This window comes from Faecalibacillus sp. MSK20_93 (assembly GCF_020589945.1).
Taxonomy (GTDB): Bacteria; Bacillota_I; Bacilli_A; order Erysipelotrichales; family Coprobacillaceae; genus Faecalibacillus; species Faecalibacillus intestinalis.
In genome coordinates this window covers 1-25194 of the sequence record NZ_JAJDKA010000005.1, presented here as the reverse complement: position 1 = coordinate 25194, position 25194 = coordinate 1, and the positions used below count along the sequence as shown (strand labels likewise).

Below are 25194 nucleotides of genomic sequence, written 5' to 3'. Positions count from 1 at the left end.
TCTATTCTTTAATATTATTCGCTTTTTTACTTTTTTTGTACGATAACAAAACTGCTAATACACCTACTATACCTACTAAAACAAATAACATTGTTCCTTTTCCACCTAAGTTTGGTAAAAGAGGCATATCTTTATTTGTTATCGTAAACGTATATCCATCATCAGATTCTTCAATAGACGTTATATAATTTTCTACTTCGGACTCTGTAACTGAATAAGTATAATAAGCTTTACTTCCATCATCTAATGTTGTATAGGCATCTAATCCTTTAATAATTGTTTGCCAAGTGTTTTTAGAATCAGTTACATCATTAGCTGATAAAGTATAATCCCCTACTTTCTCTAATATTTCCTCACTTCCTTTCATATATGTTCTTGTTAACGTCACTGTAATAGTATCTGGACGTTCTTTTTGTTTATCACTTAAATCTTTCCATAACTTATTGATGGTAATGTTTATCTTTTCATTACAAGGATCTTGTGTATCTGAAGGAATCGGTGTTGTACCATCTTCGTTATCAGATACTTCTGTATCATCCATCAATACAGCTTTTGCTGGAGAGACATAGGCATTTAAATCAACGGTTTCACTTTTTGATTCATCAGATAATTTGGCATCTTTTAAATCATCATATTTTTGTACCTTATCATAATGCCTTATTTTGAAGATGTTCCAATTATCAAAATCTGAATCCTTTTTACTATACAAAGATGAATTTTTTATAATATCAATCAAGGAATCACTTCTTGTTCTATAAATCCTGTACGTATTATCTTTACCTTCAATATTCTTCTTTGTATTAAAGTCATAACTAGAATTTAAAGACGTTGTTCCAGAAAAAGGTCCTATTTGATTGCTTGTTCCTCTAATCGTATCAGCTAAATACATTTCATTGTTTTCAATCAATCCTTCATTGTTATAACCAATAAATCCACCTGCTTGACCATTTTCTTCACTGCCATCATGTGAATCATTTGCTTTTCCACCAAAAACATCATATCCATCATGAATACCTGTTATCGAGCATCCATCTACTTTTGTTCTGTTTGATTTGATAAGTCCTACTTTAATATTTTCTTTCTCACTGTCAGCAATATGATTTCCATCAATATTTGAACATGGGATTTCTATATAAGAATCACCAATTGTTATTTTTGCCAGGTCACTTGTTCCATCTCCTCTATCTTTATCAAGTACTACTGAAATAGTTAATCCTAACAAAGTAACTGATAAAGCATTTCCTTTAGCTAAAACTTGTAATTTTAATAGTGAACCTAAATTGATATCTATAAGGCCAACATTTTCTAAATCTCCCACATATAGAATATCTAGAAGTTTATTGACGATTGAAAGTATCGGATCCAATAAATAGCTAGAACCTAAGTCAATATTAGCTAAATATTCAAAACTTGTTTTACCAACAAAGCCTCCTGCTATTTGATCACTAGCCACTTTCTTTATGTTTTCTACATTGCAATTGCTCATTCTTCCTAAATCAGCATAACCAACAAAACCACCAGAAATAGGTTCCTTACCACTTTCACTTGAAATAGTAAATCCAACTGGAATACCAATAACTGAACAGTTGTCACTATGAGAACCAAAAATATCTAAGACACCAGCTGTGGCATTTAATAATTTTCCTGTACCAACACCAGCTTCATCTAGATCAACCACACCACTCTTTCCCATGTGACCAACAAAACCACCGGCATAGTTTTTAGCTTTGACTTTATTTAATCCAGTAACACTCGAATTTTTTATTGAACCATCTAGCAAGCTTCCACCAAATCCACCTGCATTTCCTGTCTGTACTTTACTGTCCAATGTTCCTTCCTGACTTTCATCATTTGCACATACTGAAAGTCCATTATCATTTGATCCAGTTACTTTTGCTTGATAAACATAAGTTCTAAAGGCATCTAATACATCAATATTTCCTAATTTAATCAGATTTAGAATTTGATCAGAATCATCATTTCCAACTTGAGCAACAGAAGAAACATCCGCCAATCCAAAGAACCCACCAACATCTCTTCCACCAACAACATTTCTAATATTATTTACCTCAACTCTCACTGAAGTTGCATCTTTATCACCAAAAATTGCTCCTCCCGCATTACCTACAAAACCACCTACTTGTTTTGCATACTTTGTAGTTTCATCGTTTTCTAATGTATATGAACCGTTAACACTTAATCCATAATCATTCCATGCATCCACCTTAGCATAGTCAACTATTGAAAGAGTTGCATTCAATACTTTGGCAAGATCTCCTGCATTGCCTAATAAATACTTAAGCAGTTTTGATAATAATCCTGTATTGGATGAAGTATTCAAAGTCACAGCACTTCCTGGTTGAATATTACCAGCAAAGCCACCGACATTTTGACTACCGTTGATTACTTTTAATTGATCAGCCAAACAATATTGATCTTGTGTTCCTTCTATTTTTCCACCAACAACTTTTCCAACAAAACCACCACTGTTGCCTTCATCATTATCAAAATCTGTCCCTGTTGTAGATATCGTTGCTCCAGACTGAAAGCCTGTAACAGATGAAGTTTTTACTACTGGAATGAAACTTTGCAATATTGGAAGTGAGCCTACCACATTTAATTTATTACCTAAGTTTATATCTCCAACATTCGCAACTCCTGCTGAAATCATTTCACCAGCAAAACCTCCACTGCTTTTTAAAGCTGTAACATCTTTTAAATCTCTAGCATTAGCAAAAGTTACTTCTCCTCCATTCATTTGACCAACATAACCACCAGCAATGCCGCCTTGATAATCGTTTGAACCAGCATTTGTTCTTCCAGCTTTTACTTCATAGCCATAGGCATATTGATCAATAATTTTATCTAACTCGTCTTGATTATCAACTTCTCCAAGTTCTTGGAATTTTTTACCATAAGCACCATTGACTCCTACTGCTTTTACCCAAGAATTCCATACTTCAGTTGTTAAACCTCGAAGTGGTCCATAAGTTGCTGTATTCGTTTCAGTTGGATAAACAGCACTCAAAGCTGATAATGGATTATCTAAATTAATGAGTCCATAAAGAACACTGATATTTCCCGTATCAACTGTATTGGCACAATCCGTTCTGCCACTAAATCCTCCAGCATATTCATATCCATAAACAGCTCTTAATCTATAGACTGCACATTCTTTTTGAACTGTAGGTATTTCACCATTCCATTTTCTTGTAGAATTACCTTCAATACGCCCACCAAGGTTATATCCTACATAACCACCTGCACATCCTTTTAATGATTCATTACTTATGGCATCTGCACGAACTGCTCCACCACAAGGAATACAAGTAGTTTGAGAGTTATAAATCATAGGAATAAATGATTGTAGAACACTTGTTAAACTATCTACTGAAATTAATCCTTTTAAGATTTCCGTTTTACCTAATACATCTGCAACACTTCCTGGTTGAATATTTCCTGCATAACCACCAGCAGTTTCTTGACCTATGATGTAAGAGAAATTATTGACATTACTATTTTGAATTTGTGAACCATAATCAGTTCCAACAAAGCCACCTGCATTACCAATTGTTTTATTTTCATCCAAACCATTTGCTTTAACAGAAAAACCACCAACCGCACCAGTTACATCTGAATTTTCAATTTTAGAAGCTGTTACATCTAACGCAGATAAAATATTTGCCAAATTTATATTTGTTCCCAATGCCTTCAATCCACCACCAACAGATGCCGTAGAACCTATATCTAATTTTCCTACATAGCCTCCAGCATTTTTAGGTGCTGAAATGGCATAACTTGAAGATTCTCCAAAATAAGAAGAACTGTCTGTATCATTAATATTTGCATTAGGTGTTTTTACTGTTGTATGTTTTAACTTAGTTACACTACTATTAGAAACTCTTACAGCACTACCATAACCTATATATCCGCCAGCACTACCTGAATTTAAATCCGTTGACTTATATGTATCACAGCTAACGACCAATCCATTAGATTGAACACCAGCATTTTTAATAATAGGAATATAAACCTGTATTAAACTCAATAAATCAGAGATTTGAATATTCAAATCTGCTAAACCGCCTAAAATACTTATTCCTTTTGTTGAATCTGCTAAAGCTCCAGAATAAACCTTTCCACCGAAGCCCCCTGCATAAGTTTTTCCTTTAACATATGAAATATTTTGTATTGCATAAGCATTATTTTCATCATTTTCTACAATACCACTTTGGAAATCTCCAACAAATCCTCCTGCAATATCTCCTCGTACACCACCATTATCTACATAACTTACATAACATTGTTGATATGACGGAATTAAATATCCTACAGCATTTAATAATCCATTAGCCGAAATCAATTTTTTTATTTCTGTTTCATCTCCAACTTCAGCTAAACCGCCTGTTTTTGAAATACCAATAAATCCGCCAGAGTAACCTCCATCATCTGTAGAAGTTACTGTTTTCAAATTATTAACTTTTGCATCATTTATTTTTGTACTATTACTTTTAGCAACAAATCCAGCTGCTACATAATCAGTTGTTGAATTATCTTCTCTTGATCCCGTAGCTTCTACAGTAAATCCAGAATTAATACCACTTACAGACGAAGAATCTATATTGACTTCAACTGCTTGTCCCAAAGAAAGAAGACTGCTTAATTTTAAAATATAATTTAATCCTAAAAGATTTACTGTCAAACCATTATCAGTTCCTGCAAGATCACCTGGACCAGATACGCCTATAAATCCACCTACAATATTTTCTCCTGAAATATTATTTAAATTTGTTACTGTAACCGAACTAATAGAACCACCGATTGCTTCACCAAAAGCACCACCAACTCTTTTTCCTTTACCACCAATAGTTATACCTTCTGTAGAACCAGTAAGTGAAATAGAATTAGCATTAAATCCTAAATATTCTGCAACACCTAAAGTTGTATTTAAAAGTCCTGCTACACTTGCTGTTCCCACTGAGCCAGAAATACCACCAACACAATTTTCACCATCCACGGATTTCAAACCATTAATAATGATATTTTTTTCTTCGATTCCATCCATTGAAAAGATATTATTTTTAAAATATGAAACCTTACTTAAATTATCGGTATTAGATTTTGTAAGATAAACACCATCACCTCTGCCTATCAATCCACCTGTGTAATTTTTTCCTTCAACACTGCATGGAGCATTTATTTGACATCCTAATATATGAGAAGGACTCACACCAGCAAGAGAAAGTAATGATGATGTTGCATTTTGATTACTGCTTAAAAGTTTCACAACTAAGTCAACAACTCCACCTAATAAGTTATCTTTCGTATCACCTTTTCCTAAATCAGCAACCCATCCAATTGTTGCGATTCCAGCAAAGCCACCAGAATTATCTCCACCGGAAGATACCGTTAATTTATCACTAACATTAACATTACAATTTATAGCCGACGTGTTGGCCATTGCTCCAGCAAAACCACCTTGATATCCATTGCCCGAAATTGTCAAATCACTCGCAGATACTGAACAATTTAAAAACAAATTTTCAGGATTCATTTTAGGCAATTGAGTTTCTATATCTAAAGCACCCGATAAGGTACCTTCTATGACATCATCTCTAGCTAATCCTACAAATCCGCCACTATAATTATTAGCTTTGACATTGAAGTTGCTGTTTGTAATTTGGCAATCTTTTACGACAGTTCCTTTTTGTTGACCGATAAATCCACCAGAATTTTCAATCTTATCATTATTTGTTCCTATATTTCCTGTTAAATTATTGATTGAACAATTTTCAACATAGGCATTGATATACTTTGTAGGAATCAATTTATCTACTGGAATAGCGTTTCCTAAAAGAATAGTAATCAAATCACCTAAGCCAAGACCAGGAATCACATTTAAAATTTTTGCCAATAGAGTAGCCGTTCCACCTAATCCTTTTGATAAACCATCATACTCCGTCTTTCCTGAAATATATCCAATAAATCCACCTGTATTACTATTGACATTTGTTACTTTCACATCATCCAGTTCACAGTCAGATATTGCTACATCCCCCACTACACGACCTGCAAAACATCCCGTAGCTAAAGCTGTTGGGTCATTCTTACGAGCATTTAAAATACTGCTGAGTGTTTTTGTTAATCCAGCATCAACACTTCCAAAAGTAAGTAACCATGTTAATCCATCTAATAGTGCTCCTAATGTTGATCCTAAAGTTCTAATTAATCCATTTATTAACGTTTGATCAAATTTTGTTTTTGTTGTTTCATTATCAACAGTTATATTATTGAATTTAAGATTTTTTACAGTTACAGTTCCTTTACTTAATCCCAAATCACTACTACTTGCTTCGTTTGATAATGTAGCAAAGAAACCAACTCCCATTTGCTTTCCAACATCCAACTCAGATGTTTGACTAACATTCACATTAGAAATAACAGGCTTTTCTCCTATATTTAAATCAGTCGCTTTGCTATAATCGATAACGCTAGTATCATTATTCCATAACGTTGATTTACCATCGCCCTTTGAACCAATCATTGTTCCTTGAAACATCAACGGTGTCCAATTATCACTAGATAAATCAATATTTCTAAAGATAATGTAATTAGCATTTGTTGAATATTTTTGATTGGTAGCTTTATCTATATCCAATGTTGGATCAATTTCACCAGTAGATTGATTGACTCCACATCTTCCCCATACATATGGATACAAACTATATTTACTTTGTTTTTTATCCTTATCATGTATATTATTTTTTCCAAATTCAAAATTTGCATTACCATTTTGAGATTTTTTTAAATCAGCATCTCCACCATATAGCATTATCGGATTACCATTTTCATCTTCATCTACATACCAATTGGCAGCATGTAAATAAACTTGATAAACTGCACCATAAACAGTTTCATCAGATCCTATTTTTCGTAACTGTTCTTCATTGCCTATAAGAATATAAGTTTTGTCACCAATCGTTTTAACAACTTGACCATTAAAATCTCGTCCTTCACAATTTTCAGTACTTATATTTGATATTTGATTTGCTTTAGTTTCTGGCATCTCACCTGTAAAGTTTTTCGATAACACATAGTTATGTGATTTGCTATAAGTTAGATAATTAGAACTATTATCTGAATAAACAGGTTGTCCCATCCCAACACACTCTGGTAACATATCTTGAGACATGACAGGTTCATTTTCAGAATTATCCGATTGAATAATTTTTAATTGATAATCATTATAAATATAGATTGTATCTGTTGATGAATCATACAATGTTGAATTTTCATCTACAGTTCCATGATTAAATGTGCCTGTAAAGTCGCTTGGTAAAGTCCATATGTCATTTCCATTTAATGAAATATCTTTCATAAGTTGATACTTGGAAGAAAGAGAATATGTTATATATTCATCATTTACTGAAATTTGTTGACCAGTACCGTAATTACTTTCATCATTATCTGTAGATGTAACAATTGAATTTGAGCCAATTGCTTGAAGCTGTTTTGTATTATAAATTTTTATTAAATTATTTTCATAAATATCACTGATATCTATTGAATCATCTGATTGTGAGCTTGTGTTATTTTCAACAATAGTTTCCTTTGAAATTGAATCATCAGATGAATTTAACGCATAGACAACAACAGTTTGTAAAAACAAAGAGATAACACATACCCAAACCATTATGTCTATACAAATTATTTTTTTAATTTTGTTTAACAAACAAATCACCTTACTTCCTGAAACTAGAAAACTTTTAAAATTTTAGATATCTTCGTTTTTCTACAATAAAGCGATTGATGATTTAGTTATACGCTACCTCTTATATCGGCTTTTTTATAAAATTGCAAAATTTATCTTAAATAATAATTATTTCTGAATATTATTCTAATATATTCACAATCTTTCTATAATGCACAGAATAGGAAAAGAATTCATGCATTTTTTGTAAACTATGTGTAAAAAGCAATGTAATAAAAAAAGCAATCATAATTTACAAAATTAGATTACTCTTTAATATTTAAATTATTTACTTACTTTTTCAATCCACGTTTTATTCATAGAAGCAATAATAAACGAAAGAATAACTTTTGGTGAAAAACTTCCACACTCACCATTAACAATCATTCTCACAGCCTCACCATGATTAATTTTTCTTTTATATGGACGTTCACTGATTAATGCATCATAGGCATCAGCTAGTCCAACTACTTGTGCACAAAGAGGAATTTCATCACCAATAAGTCCTTTAGGATATCCTTGGCCGTCATATCTTTCATGATGATACAAACAAATATTATATGCATATTGGACAAGTTTACTTGCTTTTCCGCATTTAGGAAGTTTTAATGCCATGTTTGCACCGTTTAAAGGATGCTTTTTTATAATATCCATTTCATCTTTTGTTAGTTTACCTTTTTTATTAAGAATTTCATATGGTGTGAAAAGTTTACCAATATCATGAATAGTTGCTAGTTTAGAAACATTTTCTATTTCTTCATCTGATATATTTAATTTGGGATAATTTAATTGCACCTCTTTATAAATCTGTTCAGTGAAATAAGAAATATTATGAATACTTTGAGGTTCTTCCAGTTTATTATGAGCCAACACTAGTTCCAACAATGAAATCATATTCCAAAATTCATTTTCAATCATATCATTTTGTTCTGAAGAAGACCTATTAATTCTAGTATCAATTGTTGTAAAAATATTTACTGTTTTAAACGTAAGAAACATAATATTTTGGTTGATGTGTTTATTGATATTCATACATGAATTATTATTTGTTTTAAATCTGATATCAATATCTTGATAATCAAAATTATCGTTTATTGATTTTAGTAAAAAATCTTTAACTAAAAATTTATCTTCTCTACAAACACATTGCTTAAGAAATTCAGTCACGAACTCTGTATATATTTTAATATCGTCAAGAAAATCATAATCGATGTTATTTCTATTAATAATTTCTATTTTTTCTGTATTTAAATCAATTTTTAACAAAAGATACTGATTTTGTTTACTTTCATCATTTAATATATTTCTAAATGTTATACTTTGAAGTTTATAATTAAATGATGTTTGTAAATTAAATAGTATTTTTCTTATTCGACATGTACCAATACAATTTCTTGAACACACACCATTGGTTTCTAAACATTTATTTATTGCCATTGTCACCTCTGTCGAAGATATGACATCATATAAACTGATTTCATCGGAAGATTTTGCTAATGAATAACCTCCCTTCATGCCTTCTGTTGCATTAATCAAATGATTATTTTTTAAATTTTTTATTATTTTTGGAATATAATTATTTGGTATATTAAGTTCATCCGATAATTCATTAGCTGAAGCACTTCCGTTTTTTTCAGTAAGATAACTTATAATTCGAATAGCATAATCTGTTGTACTTGTTAATTGCATAATTTTTACCTTAAATTAAGAATTTATTTTCTTAATTACATTTTCTTTCTTTTTACATTTTTTAAATAGAACAACATAACAAAACATAAAACTAAACCTACAATCATCATAGCTAAATATTCTTTTTCATTAGATGAAATTCCTGTTTCTGGTGGTGCGATTGTTGAAGTATTAATAAACTCAACCGTCATCTTACCTGTATTATCCATAATGCAATCTACAGTTTTTCCTTCGGATTTTGAACTATCATTAAGCTTATAATAAACTTTAAAATTAGAGCCAGGATCTGATTCAGTAATTGTATAAGTCCACTTTGTTGGTAAACAGTTTAAATTAATTGATTCATCTTTTTTCAAAGCAAATGTTGCTTGATTGTTTGTAAAAGTAATTTTTTTATCTTGACCTATATAAATATCTGCAGAATCTAAGCTTTTTCCTGAATCATTTGAGGGAGGAGTAGCTTTTATAATAAAGTTGTAGGATTTATTTTCATCTAAAATATATCCTTCAACTGATTTTTTTATCGTCAATGTAGTAGGCTTATAATAAAGATTCAATTTAATCGTTTCAGTTGAGTCATCATTAGTAACTTCTTTTTCTAATTCATTTCGAGTATCATCCTTATCAAAGACATAGCCCGGAAAAGTTCCATCATTTTCAGGAATAGAAATTGCCGTTACTGTTTCATTATCTTCAGCAAATGTAATTGACCCCTCTGTTGTCTTTTTGAGTTTTTCATTTCCATCAGGTATCTTCAAATAATGATTAACAATAACATTCCTGCTTCCTATTTTCTTCCATTGTGCAACGAATTGATAACCTTGCCTATTATTGCTTGAACAAAAAGGAAGATTCATATTATCGGCAAATTCAATATTATCCAACGAAACCGTAAATACATCTTTATTTTGATAAGTTTCATTACTTAGCGTTCCATCTTTTTTCTGTAATTTCCATCCTAAAAACTCATATCCACTACAAATCGGTTCCTCATTGCCTTCTCCAACTGTAAAAGATACACCTATTTTTCTTCCTCCTTTGGCTGTTGACGGATTATTACCGTAAGAATGCATTGGTCTATTATTGCATAATTCCTGGTTATCCGGAATATTACTAACCGCTAAATCATCTTCCAGTCCTGATTTATAATGTACATAATAATCTATTCCAGCCGTTGTAAAACTCACTACATACATTTCCCAATCCGTATTGAGTGTCTTTTCTCCTGCAAATGCTACATATTCCGTATATCCTGCAGCCTGTGCAGCATTTTTTGCCTCTTGCCATATCTTATCATAAATTTCAAGAGTACCTGTTTCCCCCATTGTGGTAGCTGATAACTGAGCAACCTTTCCTGTTTCCGCAATTACTTTTCCACCTGTTGAGCCCTCATTCGCAAATGCCTTATAAGCTCCAATAGGAGATGAATATCCGTTTTTACTTTTCGCGAAAAAAATTCTTACTTGTCTTTTATGAAGTGTTTCAGCGCCACTTCCAACAGAATCCATATTTACTGTGTCACTGTCTTGAATCGGATCCAGTTTTTTAGTGTCAGGATTCCACATTGCCACATCTAGTCCATCACCACTTCTATGTCCATCTGTATATAGTTTTGCAGTTAATACTTGTTCCCCTATTGCATACGGAACCAGATTTAAATTTATATCCTGCCAGCTTCCTCTTCTAGGTTTCACTTTAATAGAGTATGCGTAAGAACAATTTTTTTCATCACCAAAATTCGTAGTATAACTATTCTCCATCACCACGGTTACAAGATAAGACGTGTTACCACAATTTGCATCCATTGTTATCCCATGACCAATCCCTTTTTCAGTTGGAATTTCTCTATGGTTGTCTGTTGTTTCTGCTAAAGTTGTACCATTTATCGCCATATTTATTAAACGATATCCTCTTTTTGTATGAATAACTGGTATTCTAATTGCACCGTCAGCATCCAAATCCTTTTCTGTAAAAGTAAAATTCAGTGCATCCTTGCTATGTTCTTCATTTAGATATTTTGTTCCATCATTTGCTGTTTTATTTATCGTTACACGATAGACTCCTTCTCTACTATAAGCAATTGTTATTACATCATCTTTTTGAAATTGAATTGTATATGCTGCTCCATATTCATCTCCAGAACTTCTATTGATTGTTGAATTATTTTGGGATTCAACCGAAGAAATTTTATATCTTATTTTATTTACTACTGCCGGTGTAACCGTAATATTCAAATCATCTCCAGCATTTACACGTACGGTTTTTGAAGTATCCAATGTTCCTTCTTTTGTAGTAATCGTTCCAGCAACTCCACCTTCTGGGATATCTTCTTTAACTGTAATATTATAGTATTCCTGATAGGTCATGATAAGTTTTTGATCATCTTCGAGTTTAATAGCAATATTTCCATCTGTACTGTAATAAATTGTGTTTTCATATTTTCCTATGTAAACGCAATCCTTATCATTTACTTTTGCACTTTTGAATTCATAATTCTTTCCTGTGATTTTTAAATCTTTATGGTCGGAAATCGTTCCAAATGGAATTGTTGTCGGTGCATTTTCAATAGGATTTCCTTTTACATCGACATATTTTACTCGATCTGTATTTGTTTCGTTTGTTGCTGTTTTAAGTTCATTTTCTAAAGTTTGAACACTGACAGTCTCTGGAGCATTCAAAACATCAACATTATCTGCATAAACTGTTTTAAACATAGAAAAAACGAGTGTAAAAGTCAAAAAGAAGATGCAAATCACTTTTAAATGTTTTTGTTGTATCTTATTCAACATTATTTAACATCTCCTTTCTTCTTATTTGAAAACTTTATTATAAATAGAATCAAAATAACACTTGAAACAAGAAACATACACATATAACTTCCTGTCAAATAAGAATCCCCTGTTTTTATTTTATTTTTTAACATATATAATTCTTTATTTTGTGTATCTGTATCAAATGATTTAAATTGATTTTTAAAAGTAACATTTTCCACTTTCTCACCATTTTCATTTGTTACGGTTGTAATCGTAATCAAATCATTGTTATCATTATTTGCTTTAATACATAATGAATAAATATGATGATCAATAACATAACTATTTATGTCTTTTGTTTCTTGATATATTTTATAGTTGAATGATCCCTCTTGATTGACATTTATGGTTAAATTAACATGAGAATCATTTCTCATTATCCATTTATATTCCTTACCCTCACTATTTGCTGGCATAGGACTTCCACTTTTTTCCGCCTTCAGAACATATGTAAACTCCACACTATTATCTTTGTCATTTGTATCAAGTACTTGTTTTATGGGTATTAAAACAGTATGGTCATTTTGCAAAGCATATATAGGATTTTGATTATTTAATATCATAATCATAAATCCAAAAATTGCGAAAAATAGTAAAATTACTTTTTTATAATGAGTTGAACACATTATTTTTTTCATACTATCCTTCCTTTCAATTATTTTTTCTTTTCTTAACAAAAACAGCAATTATCAAAGCAATTAGTATTAATATCAATTCTAAATAAGTATTATTATTTAAAATATCAATTCCAATTCCTTTGTTCTTTTTTATTTTTTCTGGATATGTCTTATTTGTTATCTTTCCTACCAAAACATTTCGTCCATTTGTCATATCAGAAGTACAAGTTGTCAAAATAACAAGATGATCATTTGGACTTATTTGTACATTTCTTTTATAAAGTGAATTACTATCAATCAATTTGATATATTCCTGTTTTGCTTCTTCACTTATACAGACATTAAATGCTCTTTCGTTATATGCATCCAATTGCATAATCGCAATAAATTCAATACCATGATTTATGCCATCATAATAAAGATTTCCGTAATGATGTTTATTGAAAAAATTTTGATTAGTAAATTCTCCAATGTCTCCAAACATCATATGTTTTTCCATATGGTGTCCATAAATAATATTATTGAAATCTGTAAAATGCGGATTATTTTCTGCATGTAAAAAAATAGACCCGCTTAATGAATAATTGCCTTCTACATCCGTATTCATATATTTATCGTCATTTTCACATTGAACGAGCGGATAATTAATATGCGTATTATTTACCTTTAGCCACCCAATGACATCATTATTAATTTGTTGTAGTTCTTTAAAAGATTTACTATGATTTCTTGTTGGCATGTAAGGTTCATAAACTTTTGCATCAGCTTTTTCATATATCTGATTTGAGTCCCATAACATGTACCCAGATAAAGACATCATTGAAAGAATAAGAATCAAAGCGATAAGATCTACGAGATGATCAGTTATTTGGATAAAATTTTTAATCATTTTTTTTAATTTATCCATTGCTTATCTTCCTTTCCTAATTGTATATATTGAAAAGAGGGATGCAGTTAAATAAACTGTCATCCCTTCATTTTATTTAATCGCTATATTTTTTATTTTTTAAATAAATATATCCTAATAATGCAACTCCGCCTAAAGCAATCATCATAACATATGGTAAAGTATTCATGATGATACCTGTAGTTGGTACATTATTATATGTATTTGTTACAGAAATCTTATTATCTTTTTGTCCAATAGTCTTATCTAAAATAGTAAGATTTTCGTTATATTTTGTAGCAGAAGTTGAAGTAGACTCTTCAATGTCATTCATTTCTACTGTAGCACTACCTTTATAGTTAGGTGTAGCTAATTCAGTAACTGTTACTCTGGTACCTACTGGAATTTTAATAAATTTAATATTTTGTCCATGTTTTAATGTAAATGTATAAGTATTATTTTCTGCAAATTCAACATCTTTTGTTGTTGTATCAATTGTTTGTTTAATACCACCTAAAGTATCTTTATCAGTTCCTGTTGGAAAAACAAATGATGCAGTAAATGTAAATTCTTTATTAGGATCTATAGTTGCTCCTTCTTCGCTTGCTACAATAGTTTTAGAAACATCAAAAGAACCATCATTTTCATAAGTTGGATCTGGTGTTTTAGGATTTTCTCCTGTTCCACCTTCTTGTACATATGTATTGGTAAAATTAAATCCATTTGTACCACTATCACCTATATCAACTTTACCAGTAGCATCATTGCCTTTATCGTCTTTTGTTTTGTTTACAATAATTTTTGTAATTTCATATGTCCCATTATTATTAAAAACATATACGTCCATCTTATACTCAGCTTGTGACATGATCATTTTTTCATGTGCATTTGATTCGTCAACAGGATCACTTAATGTTGATGATTCAGTCACTGTATATTCATATTTACCTTCTTGACTAAAAGTAGGAAATGTAATTTGAGCTCTCTTTTTTGTTGTTCCAGTTTCATCAGCAGTAAATGAAATACTTGGCATTGTAGGATTTAGTGAATCACTTACAAGTCCTTCCCCAGTTACTTGTGTTGCTGTAAAACTAAATGTTTCAGCTTTTCCTACTTCAGTATTATAAGTTTTACTGATATACGCTTCTTTAGCATTATTTTTAGTATCATCTGCAAAAGCAGTTGGCATCGTTAAGCATAATGTCATTGCACTTGCCGTTGCACAGGCAAGTATTTTCTTAATCGATTGTTTGATATTCATTTTTTTGTCCTCCCTGTTTTTCTATTAATGATTAAAGAACTTTTATTTATATACCTCTAGTTCTAATAACCGCTATGGCTTTGCCTTTAATATCATTGATGTTAAGGCACCCATAGATTCGACTGTCCGAAGCAACAGTCCTGTTGTCACCTAATACAAAAACCTGTCCTTGTCCTACTGTAAGAGGAAAATCAGTTCCATCTTTAAACTGAGTAGTATCAGAATAAATATCTTGAGATATTTGAACAGCTCCATTAATCAGCAGACCATCTTTAGTGATATCAACCTGATCACCTGCAACTGCAACTACCCTTGACATCATTATTCGATTATTCTTTTTAAAAACGACCACATCTCCAGAAACAAAGTTTTTATCAAGTCGATAGTATAAAACTAAATCACTATCTTTAATTGCTGGTTTCATCGATATATCATTCGTTCTAGCAATGCCATAAACAAATGAAAATATCAAAAACATTACACAAATTATTAATAAAATTTTAAGGAGTAAAAAAATTAAATCTTTTTTGAATGAATATTTATTTACCTTTTTTATTTCTTGAATCTTATTCATTTCTTGTTTTGTTTCATTCATAGCAACCTTTCTTTCTAATAAACTTGGATATGTAAGGTTTTATTTCTTTGACACTATTATTGTATGTCCATACAAGAAAAAAAGTAATGCACTAAATAGGCAAACCTTTTACTGCTATTTTGTCAATTTAGTGTAATAAAAAACAACGAACAATATTTTTGTCCATTGTTTTTTATTACATGTTATGTATTATATCAAAAATGATTAATCCATTCCGTAATGAAAGTAATTCTATGTTGTCATCAAAATTAATATTTGTAATCTCTTTTATCTTTTTAATGCGATAAGAAGCTGATCGATATTGAATCATTAAATCTAGAGATGTCTTTTTGACACTTAAATTATTTCTTATGTATGAATTTAAAGTATGTAATAACTCTGTATTATGTTTTCTATCATAATTATCAAGTTTAGTAATTGTGCATGGTACATATTTTTTTAATTTATTTATGTCATCCAATTCAATAAAGGATTGGAATATTCCTAATTTTGAATAATAAACAATTGATTTATTTATATCTCCAGTAATCCTTCTAGCTATTTTCATAAATTTCATTGCTATTCTTGATTGTTTATATGAGTTTTTTAAAATTCTATATCCTTTAACGATTTCTCCTACACCAACATTAAAATTTGTGTTTTGATCTCTTTTGCTGATACTTTTTTTTACAATATCTATCAGTTCATTTAAACATCTTATACTAGCATCATCCTCTTTATCAGAATCCATTTTTTGTAACATAACAATTTGAGATACATTTTTATAGATGTGCTCTTTAGGATAAAACATTGATATTTCATTAGCAATAATGTCAACTTCATCTAATTGTTCCAAAGAATACTTTTCCTTTTGATCTTCTGGAATAGAATGAAATGATACAATTCGATAATAAGCATCCTCTTTAAGATTTAACATATTGGCTGCTTCAGTAGTATCATCATAATTTAACTGACTATTTACTAAATTAAAGAAAATATCTCGATGATACTTTTTATGGATTTCGTTTTTTGCAAAGTCAAATGTGAATGAATACCTTAATGCATCAATCGCATTTTCAATCGCAACAAAATCAAAATTTGTTAACTTTCTATTTTTTTCATCAATCACAATTTTAATAGGTATATTTCCTATAAAAGTAATAGGTATAATATATTGATTATATTTTCCAGCATCTTGTTTTAAATAATTATACCTCAATCTTATCTCTGGACTATATTCTTTAATGTTATCTAATAAATCAAAACTACTTTTTTCTTCATATGTTGTAGCAAGACAACTCAAATTTTCATAATACATTGAAATTGGATTATCAATTATTGTATAAAGAAGCTCTATAATATTTTTAGGTGTTGCCTCCTTGTGGAAAATATATTCTTTAAGGTTATCATTTGTAACTTTGTGATACTTTAATAATGCCATTTCTTGATCAAAAACATTATCTAATATATATCTAATAATATCCCAATAATAATTTTGTCGAAGTAATTCAAACAGGGCAACCTCATTTTCAATACATAATCTTTTAAGTATATCTAGTTTGATATTAAAATTTTTTATGTTTCCACTATTTTTTATAATAAATCCAGATACACCTTTATCTATCAAATTTTGTATATGTGTTTCATACTGAGAAATTGTACAACTTTCATATATGAAAAAACTTGTAAGAAGTATTTCTCCTCCTTCTATGTACTTTTCCATATTTTCAACTTCTATGATTTTAATACCTTTTATTTCATTATCCAATCCTTTTTGTTCACTTAACAGTTTTAAATGGAATTTTCTTTGTAAATCTTTCATTTCTTGTACCAATAATACCATCTATTCTCTCCCCCCCCCCCACGAATTTTATGATATTCTTTTCATCATTAATATTGCGTTATTTAATAATTGTATTTATAGACCATGCATAATGTAAATAATTTTTTATGATTTATATAAAAAATGCATTTTTTCATTAATAACATGATACTCTATAACAGACAGATTAAATTCACAATATAGTAATATAATAACATATTACTAAAAATAACTATAATTATTTTTAATAACTGAAAAAAATTTCTCATAAACAACTACTGTGTTCAAAAAATAGATTTTTGTTGATATTAAAAAAATAAGCAATCTTTTTCAGATTACTTACTTAATATGATGTTTCTCATTATAATCTTTTAAAATAAAATTACTAATTAATAAAGTCAAAAGTCCAAATAATTCTTAAGAATAAAAATCCAATTTCATCTTTTGTAAAACCTAAAGAATCAGTCTAGATTATATTTATTATAAATATGAATAGGAAGATAGTTTTTTCCTTTTGGAAGTTCTGTTCCATAAATCAAATGTTCGCATACTTTATGTACACATTCATAACTTTGCATATAAGCACTTTGATCAATGATATAAGTAACTTTCCCCTGTTTTAATGCTTCCTTATTTTGTGGCATTAAGTCAAATCCAAAAATATTGATATCATCATAACCTGTTTGTGCTATAACTTCTCCCGCATTTGCAAGCCATGAATCTACCATGACAATTGTCTTATAGTATTTCTTTGAAAGCATTTCTTTTAAAAGTTTATTTGATATTTCAAGTTTATCTTCTGTATAAATTACATTAATTAATAGAATTTCTGGATATTGTTTCATTGTATCAAGAAATCCATTGACTCTTTGTGATTGTGAATGAATTGTTTTTGAACCAGAAAGAATTAAAATATTTTCTCCTGACCTTGTTAGATTATGCGCAAGTCCTGCAAGACAAGTTCCTGCTTTATAATCATCAATTCCAATAAAACCTATTCTATAAGAATCTTCTAAATCAATATTTAAAGTCATAACAGGAATTTTTTTTGCAATTTGATTTACTTTTTCTACAATACGTTTTGTTTGTAATCCCGCTATAATTAAAGCATTTACTTTGCTTTCTAATTCATCAAGTACATTTAAATATTCTTCTTCGTCTACACCATTAATATGTCTAAAATCAACTGAAATTGGATAATCTCTAAATTGAGAGATTGCTTCTTTCATTCCTGAATGAATCTATTGAAAAAATGGATTTCCTTTTTCAATCATAATCATTCCTATTGTAAGTGGTGTTTTAGAAACAGCTAAAGCTCTTCCTAACATATTTGGATGATAATCATTTTCATCCATAATATCACGTATTCTCTTTTCTACTTCGGGAGCAACGCGTCCTCGTTGATGAATAACACGATCAACGGTTCCTCTAGAAACACCTGCAAGTTTTGCGATTTGTGTAATTGTAATACTCATAGAATTTTTTCTTTTTAGTGAATATAAAATAGTGGGATTGTTTCAATAACAACCCCAACTATCTCACTTCAATTATTCAAACTCAATTGTTCCTGGAGGTTTACTTGTAATATCATACATTACTCTGTTTACCCCACGAACTTCGTTTATAATACGTGACATAACTTTATTTAATACTTCATAAGGAATTTCTGCAGCTTCTGCTGTCATGAAATCGATAGTATTAACCGCACGTAAGGCGATTGCATAATCATAAGTTCTCTCATCACCCATAACTCCTACAGAACGCATGTTTGTAAGAGCAGCAAAGTATTGACCGATTGAACGGTCTAATCCTGCATTAGCGATTTCTTCTCTATAGATTGCATCTGCATCTTGCACGATTTTTACTTTTTCAGCATTGACTTCACCAATGATACGAATACCAAGACCTGGTCCTGGGAATGGTTGTCTAAATACTAAGTATTCAGGAATTCCTAATTCTAAACCAACTTTACGTACTTCATCTTTGAATAAATCACGTAATGGTTCGATGATTTCTTTAAAGTCAACATGATCTGGTAATCCACCAACATTATGATGTGATTTGATAACGGCAGATTCTCCACCAAGACCACTTTCAACAACATCTGGATAAATTGTTCCTTGTACTAAGAAATCAACTGCTCCAATTTTCTTTGCTTCTTCTTCAAAAACACGAATAAATTCTTCACCAATGATTTTACGTTTAGCTTCTGGTTCAGTCACACCTTTTAACTTTTCATAATATCTTTCTTGTGCATTTACTCTAATGAAATTTAATTCATAATTTCCATCAGGCCCAAAGACAGCTTCTACTTCATCCCCTTCGTTTTTACGAAGTAAACCATGATCTACAAAGACACAAGTTAATTGATTACCAATGGCTTTAGAAAGTAAAACGGCTGCAACAGTTGAGTCAACACCACCTGATAAAGCACATAAGACTTTACCATTACCAACTTTTTCTTTGATCGCTTTGATTTGTTCTTCAACGAAAGAATCCATGCGCCAATCACCAGCACAGTTACATACATCTAAAACAAAGTTAGAAAGCATTGTTTTACCATATTCACTATGTAAAACTTCTGGATGGAACTGAATCGCATATAAATCTTTTTCTTTATCTTCACAAGATGCTACTGGACAATCTTTTGTATGTGTTGTAATTTCAAAACCAGGTGCAATTTTTGAAATATAATCAAAATGTGACATCCAAACTGTAGATGTTTCAGGAACATCTTTTAAAATTTTAGATTGTGGTTGATCAACTAATAAAATTGATTTACCATATTCTCTTACATTTGCTCTTTCGACTTTTCCACCTAAAACATGTTGCATTAATTGAGCACCATAACATAAACCTAATACAGGAATACCTAATTCAAATAATTCTTTAGAATAAGTTGGTGAATCTTCTAAATAACAACTATTTGGTCCACCTGTTAAAATGATTCCTTTAGGATTCATTTCTTTAATTTTTTCTAAAGGTGTTTTATAAGAATAGATTTCACAATAAACATTACATTCACGAACACGACGAGCAACTAATTGATTATATTGCCCTCCGAAATCCATGACAATGACTAATTCTCTTTTCATGAAAGACCTCCTTTATTAAAATTTAATATCTTTTAAAACAACTGTTTGTTCTCTATCTGGTCCAACACTAAACATTCTTACTGGACAATGAACAAGTTCTTCGATTTTACGAATATAATTTTGACAATTTACAGGTAATTCTTCAAAAGATTTTACATGTGTAATATCTTCTTTCCATCCTGGTAATTCTTCATAAACAGGTTCACATCTTTCAATATCTTTAACAGTTGCAGGTAAACCATAAATTTCTTTACCATCTAATTTATAAGCTTTACAGATTTTAATTGTATCAAATCCACTCATAACATCTAATAACATTAATGAAATACCTGTTAAAGAAGACATTCTTCTTGATTGATTAACAACTACAGCATCAAACCATCCAGTTCTTCTTGGACGTTCAGTTACAGTACCATATTCATGTCCTCTTTCTCTAATTAAATCACCTGTAGCATCATTTAATTCAGTTGGGAATGGTCCTGATCCAACACGAGTTGTATAAGCTTTAATAATTCCAATTGCTTCTTTGATATATAAAGGTCCAATACCAGCCCCTTCAGATACCCCATTAGCTCCTGGATGTGATGATGTAACAAATGGATAAGTACCATAATCAATATCTAACATAGCTCCTTGAGCTCCTTCAAATAAGACTTTTTTATCTTCTCTTAAATATTGATCTAATAACATACCTGTATCACAAACTAAAGGCTTAATAATTTTAGCGTATTCTTTGTATTCTTCAAAAATTTCTTCTACAGTAAACATGTCTTTTAATTCAGGATATTCTGCAACTTTCATTGGGAAAGTTTCTTTTAATCTTTCTAAGAATAATTCTTCATCAACGAATTCTCCCATACGAATACCAATACGACTATATTTATCTACATAAGCAGGTCCAATACCTCTTTTTGTGGTTCCAATACTTTTATCACCTTTTCTCTTTTCTTGTAATTCATCAATTTCAAGATGATAAGGTAAAATCACATGACAACGATCAGAAATTCTGATTTTGCTTGTATCAATACCACCGTCATTTAAATATTTCACTTCTTCTAAAAATGCTTTAGGATTAACAACCATCCCATTTCCCATAATTACTTCATGCCCAGAGAAAATACCTGATGGTATTAATTTCAAAGCAAATTTCTTACCACCATAAACAATGGTATGACCTGCATTGTTACCTCCAGCATAACGACATACAACATCTGCTTTTTGTGCAAGATAATCGGTAACTTTTCCTTTACCTTCATCTCCCCACATACTTCCTACAACAACTACACCAGCCATAATTCATTTCCACCTTTCTATCATTGGCTTTTTCATACATTTTTATTATATGCTATATTTTAATATAAGTAAAATTAATATATAATATATTTGATATAAGGAGTACTAATATGATAAAACTAGAACAATATAAGATATTTAACGAAGCGGCTTCTACCCTATCTTTTTCAAAAGCAGCCAAAAATTTATTCATTTCCCAATCCGCTGTTTCTCAAACAATTCATGCTTTAGAAAAAGAACTCAACACTCAACTCTTCATTCGTTTAAACAAAGGTGTTACTCTTACTAAAGAAGGTATGCTCCTTCATAAAAACATTACTGAAGCCCTTGCTTTAATTACCAGCGTTGAAAATGAACTTTCTCATTATAACGAATTACTTTCAGGACAGTTAAATATTGGTGCTGGTGATTCAATTTGTGAAAATTACTTAATTGATTTATTAAAACAATTTCATCATCTTTATCCAACAATCAAAATCAATGTTGTCAATGGAACTTCTATTGAAACAGTTGAACATTTAAAAAATGGAACGATTGATCTTGCCTTTATCAATCTTCCTTTTGATGATGAAAGTCTAGCGATGAAAGAATGTTTAACAATTCATGATATCTTTATCTCTAAAGAAAAAGATGATCATCTTTACAGCTATCAAGAAATTGCGAAAAAGAATCTTATTCTTTTAGAAAAATCAAGTAATTCTAGAAATTATATTGATAAATATTTTGCGAAACATGGTATTTTATTAAAACCCGAAATGGAACTCGGAGCACATCATCTTTTATTAGAATTTACCCATGCTAATTTAGGAAATGCTTGTGTTGTCAAAGAGTTTTCTCATGATTTTTTAGATAAAAATAAAGTTTATGAGTTAAAACTCAAAAAGCCTCTTCCTTCAAGAAGCATCGGTTATGGCTATCTTAAAAGAAGAAGCTTATCACAAGCTACTTTAAAATTTATCGAATTAATTGATCAATTTGATAAATCAATTTAGATTCAAGTTTAGATAAAGAAAGACTTGCTTTAACAAGTAAAGGAATATCGAAAGATATTTCTTTTTCTTTATATTTTAATAACACATGAACAATTTCTCCAAGAGCATGTTCTTTTAACGTTAAATGAATAAAAACAGGTCCTCCATTATTAATAAAATAATCACTTAAAGAAAAATCACATTCATTTAAAATCGTAAAACCATTAATCTTTTTCATCACTTCTTCAAATAAATTAGGATTTTCAACAAGATAATCCTTTAATCTTTCTTCAATCAATTCTTTTGTTTCTTTCACTAAAACATCTGCTTCATCTTGATGTTTTGCTTTAACTCCTAAACGAATTCTTACATACTCTTCAGAAGCATACAAAGCAATAGAAATATCTTTTTGACTTTGAACAATATCATCAATCAAAGTAGCTGCTGCCGATTCACCAACACCTTGAGTTAAAATATCATACGTATAGATTTTAGCTTGACGATATTTTTCTAAATAAGGTTGAAGTTGATGATCAACAACATATGTCATTTCTTTTGGTGGTCCAGGAAGATTAACAATCATTTTTTTATCTTTAGACATCACACACCCATTAGCAGTTCCTATTGGATTATCTAAAACATAACAATCTTTAGGAAAATAAGCTTGTTTAAAGTTATTATCCGTCACTTGATCTAGTTGTGATACAAAGCAGCATTTATCATTCACTTTTTTGGCTTCTGCTTCATTAAAAATCATTTCTAATCCTAAATATTTTGCAGATAATTCTTTTGTAAGATCATCTTCAGTTGGTCCTAGCCCACCTGTAGTAATAACACAATCACATCCTCTATTAAAAGCAATATTTAAACAATCTAAAAATCTTTGTGAATTATCTCCTACTACCGTTTGAAAGAAAACATTAAAACCTAATTCCTTACACATTTTTTGTAAATAAGTTGCATTTGTATTGACAATTTCTCCAAGTAATAACTCTGTTCCAACGTTAATAATTTCTACATTCATAACCGTCCTCCTTTACAAAAAAAGAAGCGTAAAACACTTCTAAATTAATGAAAATCCTAAAAAACTAACCACCATCATAATTACACCAGCAAGTAAAACTCCTAGCATAACAGCAATCGTTGTTGATTTAAAATCCATATCTAAAATACTAGCTGCAAGTGTTCCTGTCCATGCACCTGTCCCTGGAAGTGGAATTCCTACAAATAATAATAAAGCAACAAAAGTACTTCTTCCTACTTTTTCTTGAAGTTTTTTTCCACCTCTTTCACCTTTGTCTAAACACCAAGTGAAAAATTTACCAATAACTGGTTTATCGCAACCCCATACTAAAACCTTTCTAGCAAATAAGTAAATAAAAGGTACAGGTACCATATTAGCAAGAATACAAACAATATAAGATGGAATAATTGGTAATCCTAACCCTTGAGAAACAGGAATTGCTCCTCTAAGTTCAATTAAAGGTACCATTGATATTAATGCAATATATAAATAATTCATCTAAAATCTCCTTTTTAACATTCTCATTATAACAAACCAAACGGATTTGACAACATCCTTTTATTTTCTACGATATGCAACTTGGTTAAAAGTATACTTGTCTACACGATAATAAGTATACCCATATTCAATACATTTACCATTATGTAAGCATGTAATCGATAAAACTCTAAGCAAAGGTGTCACCGGATCAACTTGTAAATATTTCCCTAGTTCTTCACCCGCTAAAACCGCATCAATTTGTTGATCGGAAAAAGCAATATGTAAATTGAGATCATTTTCAAAATGATTAAATAAAGATGTACTTGATACTTCTAAAGGAATATCTCCTGTTAAATCATAATTACAGTAATCATCTTCAAAACATAAAGGCTCTCCGTTTACAAGTCTTACACGTTTAACGTGCCATACTTTATTATCTTCTAAAGCCATTTCTTTTTTCATTAAATCTGTAGCTTCTTCAAGTTCATTTAAAACAACATGACTTGTACAATCTTCTTTTTTCTTAGCACAGTCTTCTGTAACACTGTTTAATCCATCAAAACTTTTAAATCTGGATTTTTTACAAACAAATGAGCCAACTTTAGGAACAGAATAGATTATGTTTTCATTGATTAAATCTGTTAAAGCTTGGCGCACTGTCATTCGGGTAACACCAAAAAGTTCACATAAAGCATGTTCACTTTCAATTTGTTCATTTTCATTATATTTTTCATCTTCAATATTTTGAATAATATATTCTTTAATTTTGACATATTGTGGTTTTCTTTTCACCATAACATCATCCCCTCGGCTTGTACTATACCATATATAAACATGTTTTGAAAAGAAAAAGAAGCAAATTTCGGTTTTATTTCAAGCCATGATATTTGAAACTGCTTTTCAAAATCTTGTGGTTTTA

16 protein-coding genes are annotated in these 25194 nt (G+C 30.2%); 1 reads left to right on the top strand and 15 read right to left on the bottom strand.

All coding sequences use genetic code 11. The features are described from left to right. Position 1 precedes the first annotated feature (1 nt). From LJD34_RS02710 to LJD34_RS02655, 12 genes are all read right to left on the bottom strand, one after another. Positions 2-7732: a Cna B-type domain-containing protein gene (locus LJD34_RS02710; protein ID WP_227359130.1), complete on the bottom strand. Its 7731-nt coding sequence runs from the start codon at positions 7730-7732 to the stop codon at positions 2-4. 303 nt (positions 7733-8035) lie between these two features. Then, complete coding sequence (locus LJD34_RS02705; protein WP_227359129.1) at positions 8036-9439, bottom strand: Rrf2 family transcriptional regulator; 1404 nt, start codon at positions 9437-9439, stop codon at positions 8036-8038. A gap of 35 nt (positions 9440-9474) precedes the next feature. After that, complete coding sequence (locus tag LJD34_RS02700; RefSeq protein ID WP_227359128.1) at positions 9475-12228, bottom strand: hypothetical protein; 2754 nt, start codon at positions 12226-12228, stop codon at positions 9475-9477. Beyond that, positions 12228-12890, bottom strand: coding sequence for an FctA domain-containing protein (locus LJD34_RS02695; RefSeq protein WP_107029345.1), 663 nt, complete (start codon positions 12888-12890; stop codon positions 12228-12230). The genes LJD34_RS02700 and LJD34_RS02695 overlap by 1 nt, the downstream gene beginning before the upstream one ends. Before the next feature lie 13 nt (positions 12891-12903). Further along, a complete protein-coding gene (gene srtB / locus LJD34_RS02690) occupies positions 12904-13776 on the bottom strand; it encodes a class B sortase (protein WP_227359127.1) in 873 nt (290 codons plus the stop codon). A 76-nt stretch (positions 13777-13852) separates the two neighbouring features. Beyond that, complete coding sequence (locus tag LJD34_RS02685) at positions 13853-15016, bottom strand: DUF5979 domain-containing protein (RefSeq protein WP_227359126.1); 1164 nt, start codon at positions 15014-15016, stop codon at positions 13853-13855. A gap of 46 nt (positions 15017-15062) precedes the next feature. After that, positions 15063-15611: a signal peptidase I gene (lepB, locus tag LJD34_RS02680; protein ID WP_117480898.1), complete on the bottom strand. Its 549-nt coding sequence runs from the start codon at positions 15609-15611 to the stop codon at positions 15063-15065. A gap of 175 nt (positions 15612-15786) precedes the next feature. Next, positions 15787-17433 carry a helix-turn-helix domain-containing protein gene (locus LJD34_RS02675; RefSeq protein ID WP_227359125.1) on the bottom strand — a complete coding sequence of 549 codons (1647 nt, stop codon included), beginning with the start codon at positions 17431-17433 and terminating at the stop codon, positions 15787-15789. A gap of 440 nt (positions 17434-17873) precedes the next feature. Continuing rightward, positions 17874-18641, bottom strand: coding sequence for a substrate-binding domain-containing protein (locus LJD34_RS02670; protein WP_227359124.1), 768 nt, complete (start codon positions 18639-18641; stop codon positions 17874-17876). Between the two features lie 12 nt (positions 18642-18653). Then, on the bottom strand, positions 18654-18887 hold the full coding sequence (locus tag LJD34_RS02665) for a LacI family DNA-binding transcriptional regulator (protein WP_117574450.1): 234 nt from the start codon (positions 18885-18887) through the stop codon (positions 18654-18656). Positions 18888-18959: 72 nt separating this feature from the next. Continuing rightward, a complete protein-coding gene (guaA, locus tag LJD34_RS02660) occupies positions 18960-20507 on the bottom strand; it encodes a glutamine-hydrolyzing GMP synthase (RefSeq protein WP_227359123.1) in 1548 nt (515 codons plus the stop codon). 15 nt (positions 20508-20522) lie between these two features. Continuing rightward, on the bottom strand, positions 20523-21800 hold the full coding sequence (locus LJD34_RS02655) for an adenylosuccinate synthase (RefSeq protein WP_139939252.1): 1278 nt from the start codon (positions 21798-21800) through the stop codon (positions 20523-20525). Positions 21801-21910: 110 nt separating this feature from the next. Here LJD34_RS02655 and LJD34_RS02650 point away from each other — a divergent pair, with 110 nt between their 5' ends. Beyond that, positions 21911-22792, top strand: a complete 882-nt coding sequence (locus LJD34_RS02650) for a LysR family transcriptional regulator (RefSeq protein ID WP_227359122.1) — start codon at positions 21911-21913, stop codon at positions 22790-22792. Here the strand turns inward: LJD34_RS02650 and LJD34_RS02645 are convergent. The 3 genes from LJD34_RS02645 to LJD34_RS02635 are packed head-to-tail and all read right to left on the bottom strand — an operon-like array spanning position 22755 to position 25070. Beyond that, entirely contained in the window at positions 22755-23795 is a 1041-nt protein-coding gene (locus LJD34_RS02645) for a molybdopterin-binding protein (RefSeq protein ID WP_200765268.1), read from the bottom strand. The two genes, LJD34_RS02650 and LJD34_RS02645, sit on opposite strands and share 38 nt — an antisense overlap. 39 nt (positions 23796-23834) lie before the next feature. Further along, the gene (locus tag LJD34_RS02640; protein WP_022001761.1) at positions 23835-24293 is read right to left on the bottom strand and encodes a COG2426 family protein; all 459 of its coding nucleotides are present in this window, start codon (positions 24291-24293) and stop codon (positions 23835-23837) included. A 60-nt stretch (positions 24294-24353) separates the two neighbouring features. After that, positions 24354-25070, bottom strand: a complete 717-nt coding sequence (locus LJD34_RS02635) for a GntR family transcriptional regulator (protein ID WP_022001760.1) — start codon at positions 25068-25070, stop codon at positions 24354-24356. Between the last annotated feature and the right edge of the window lie 124 nt (positions 25071-25194).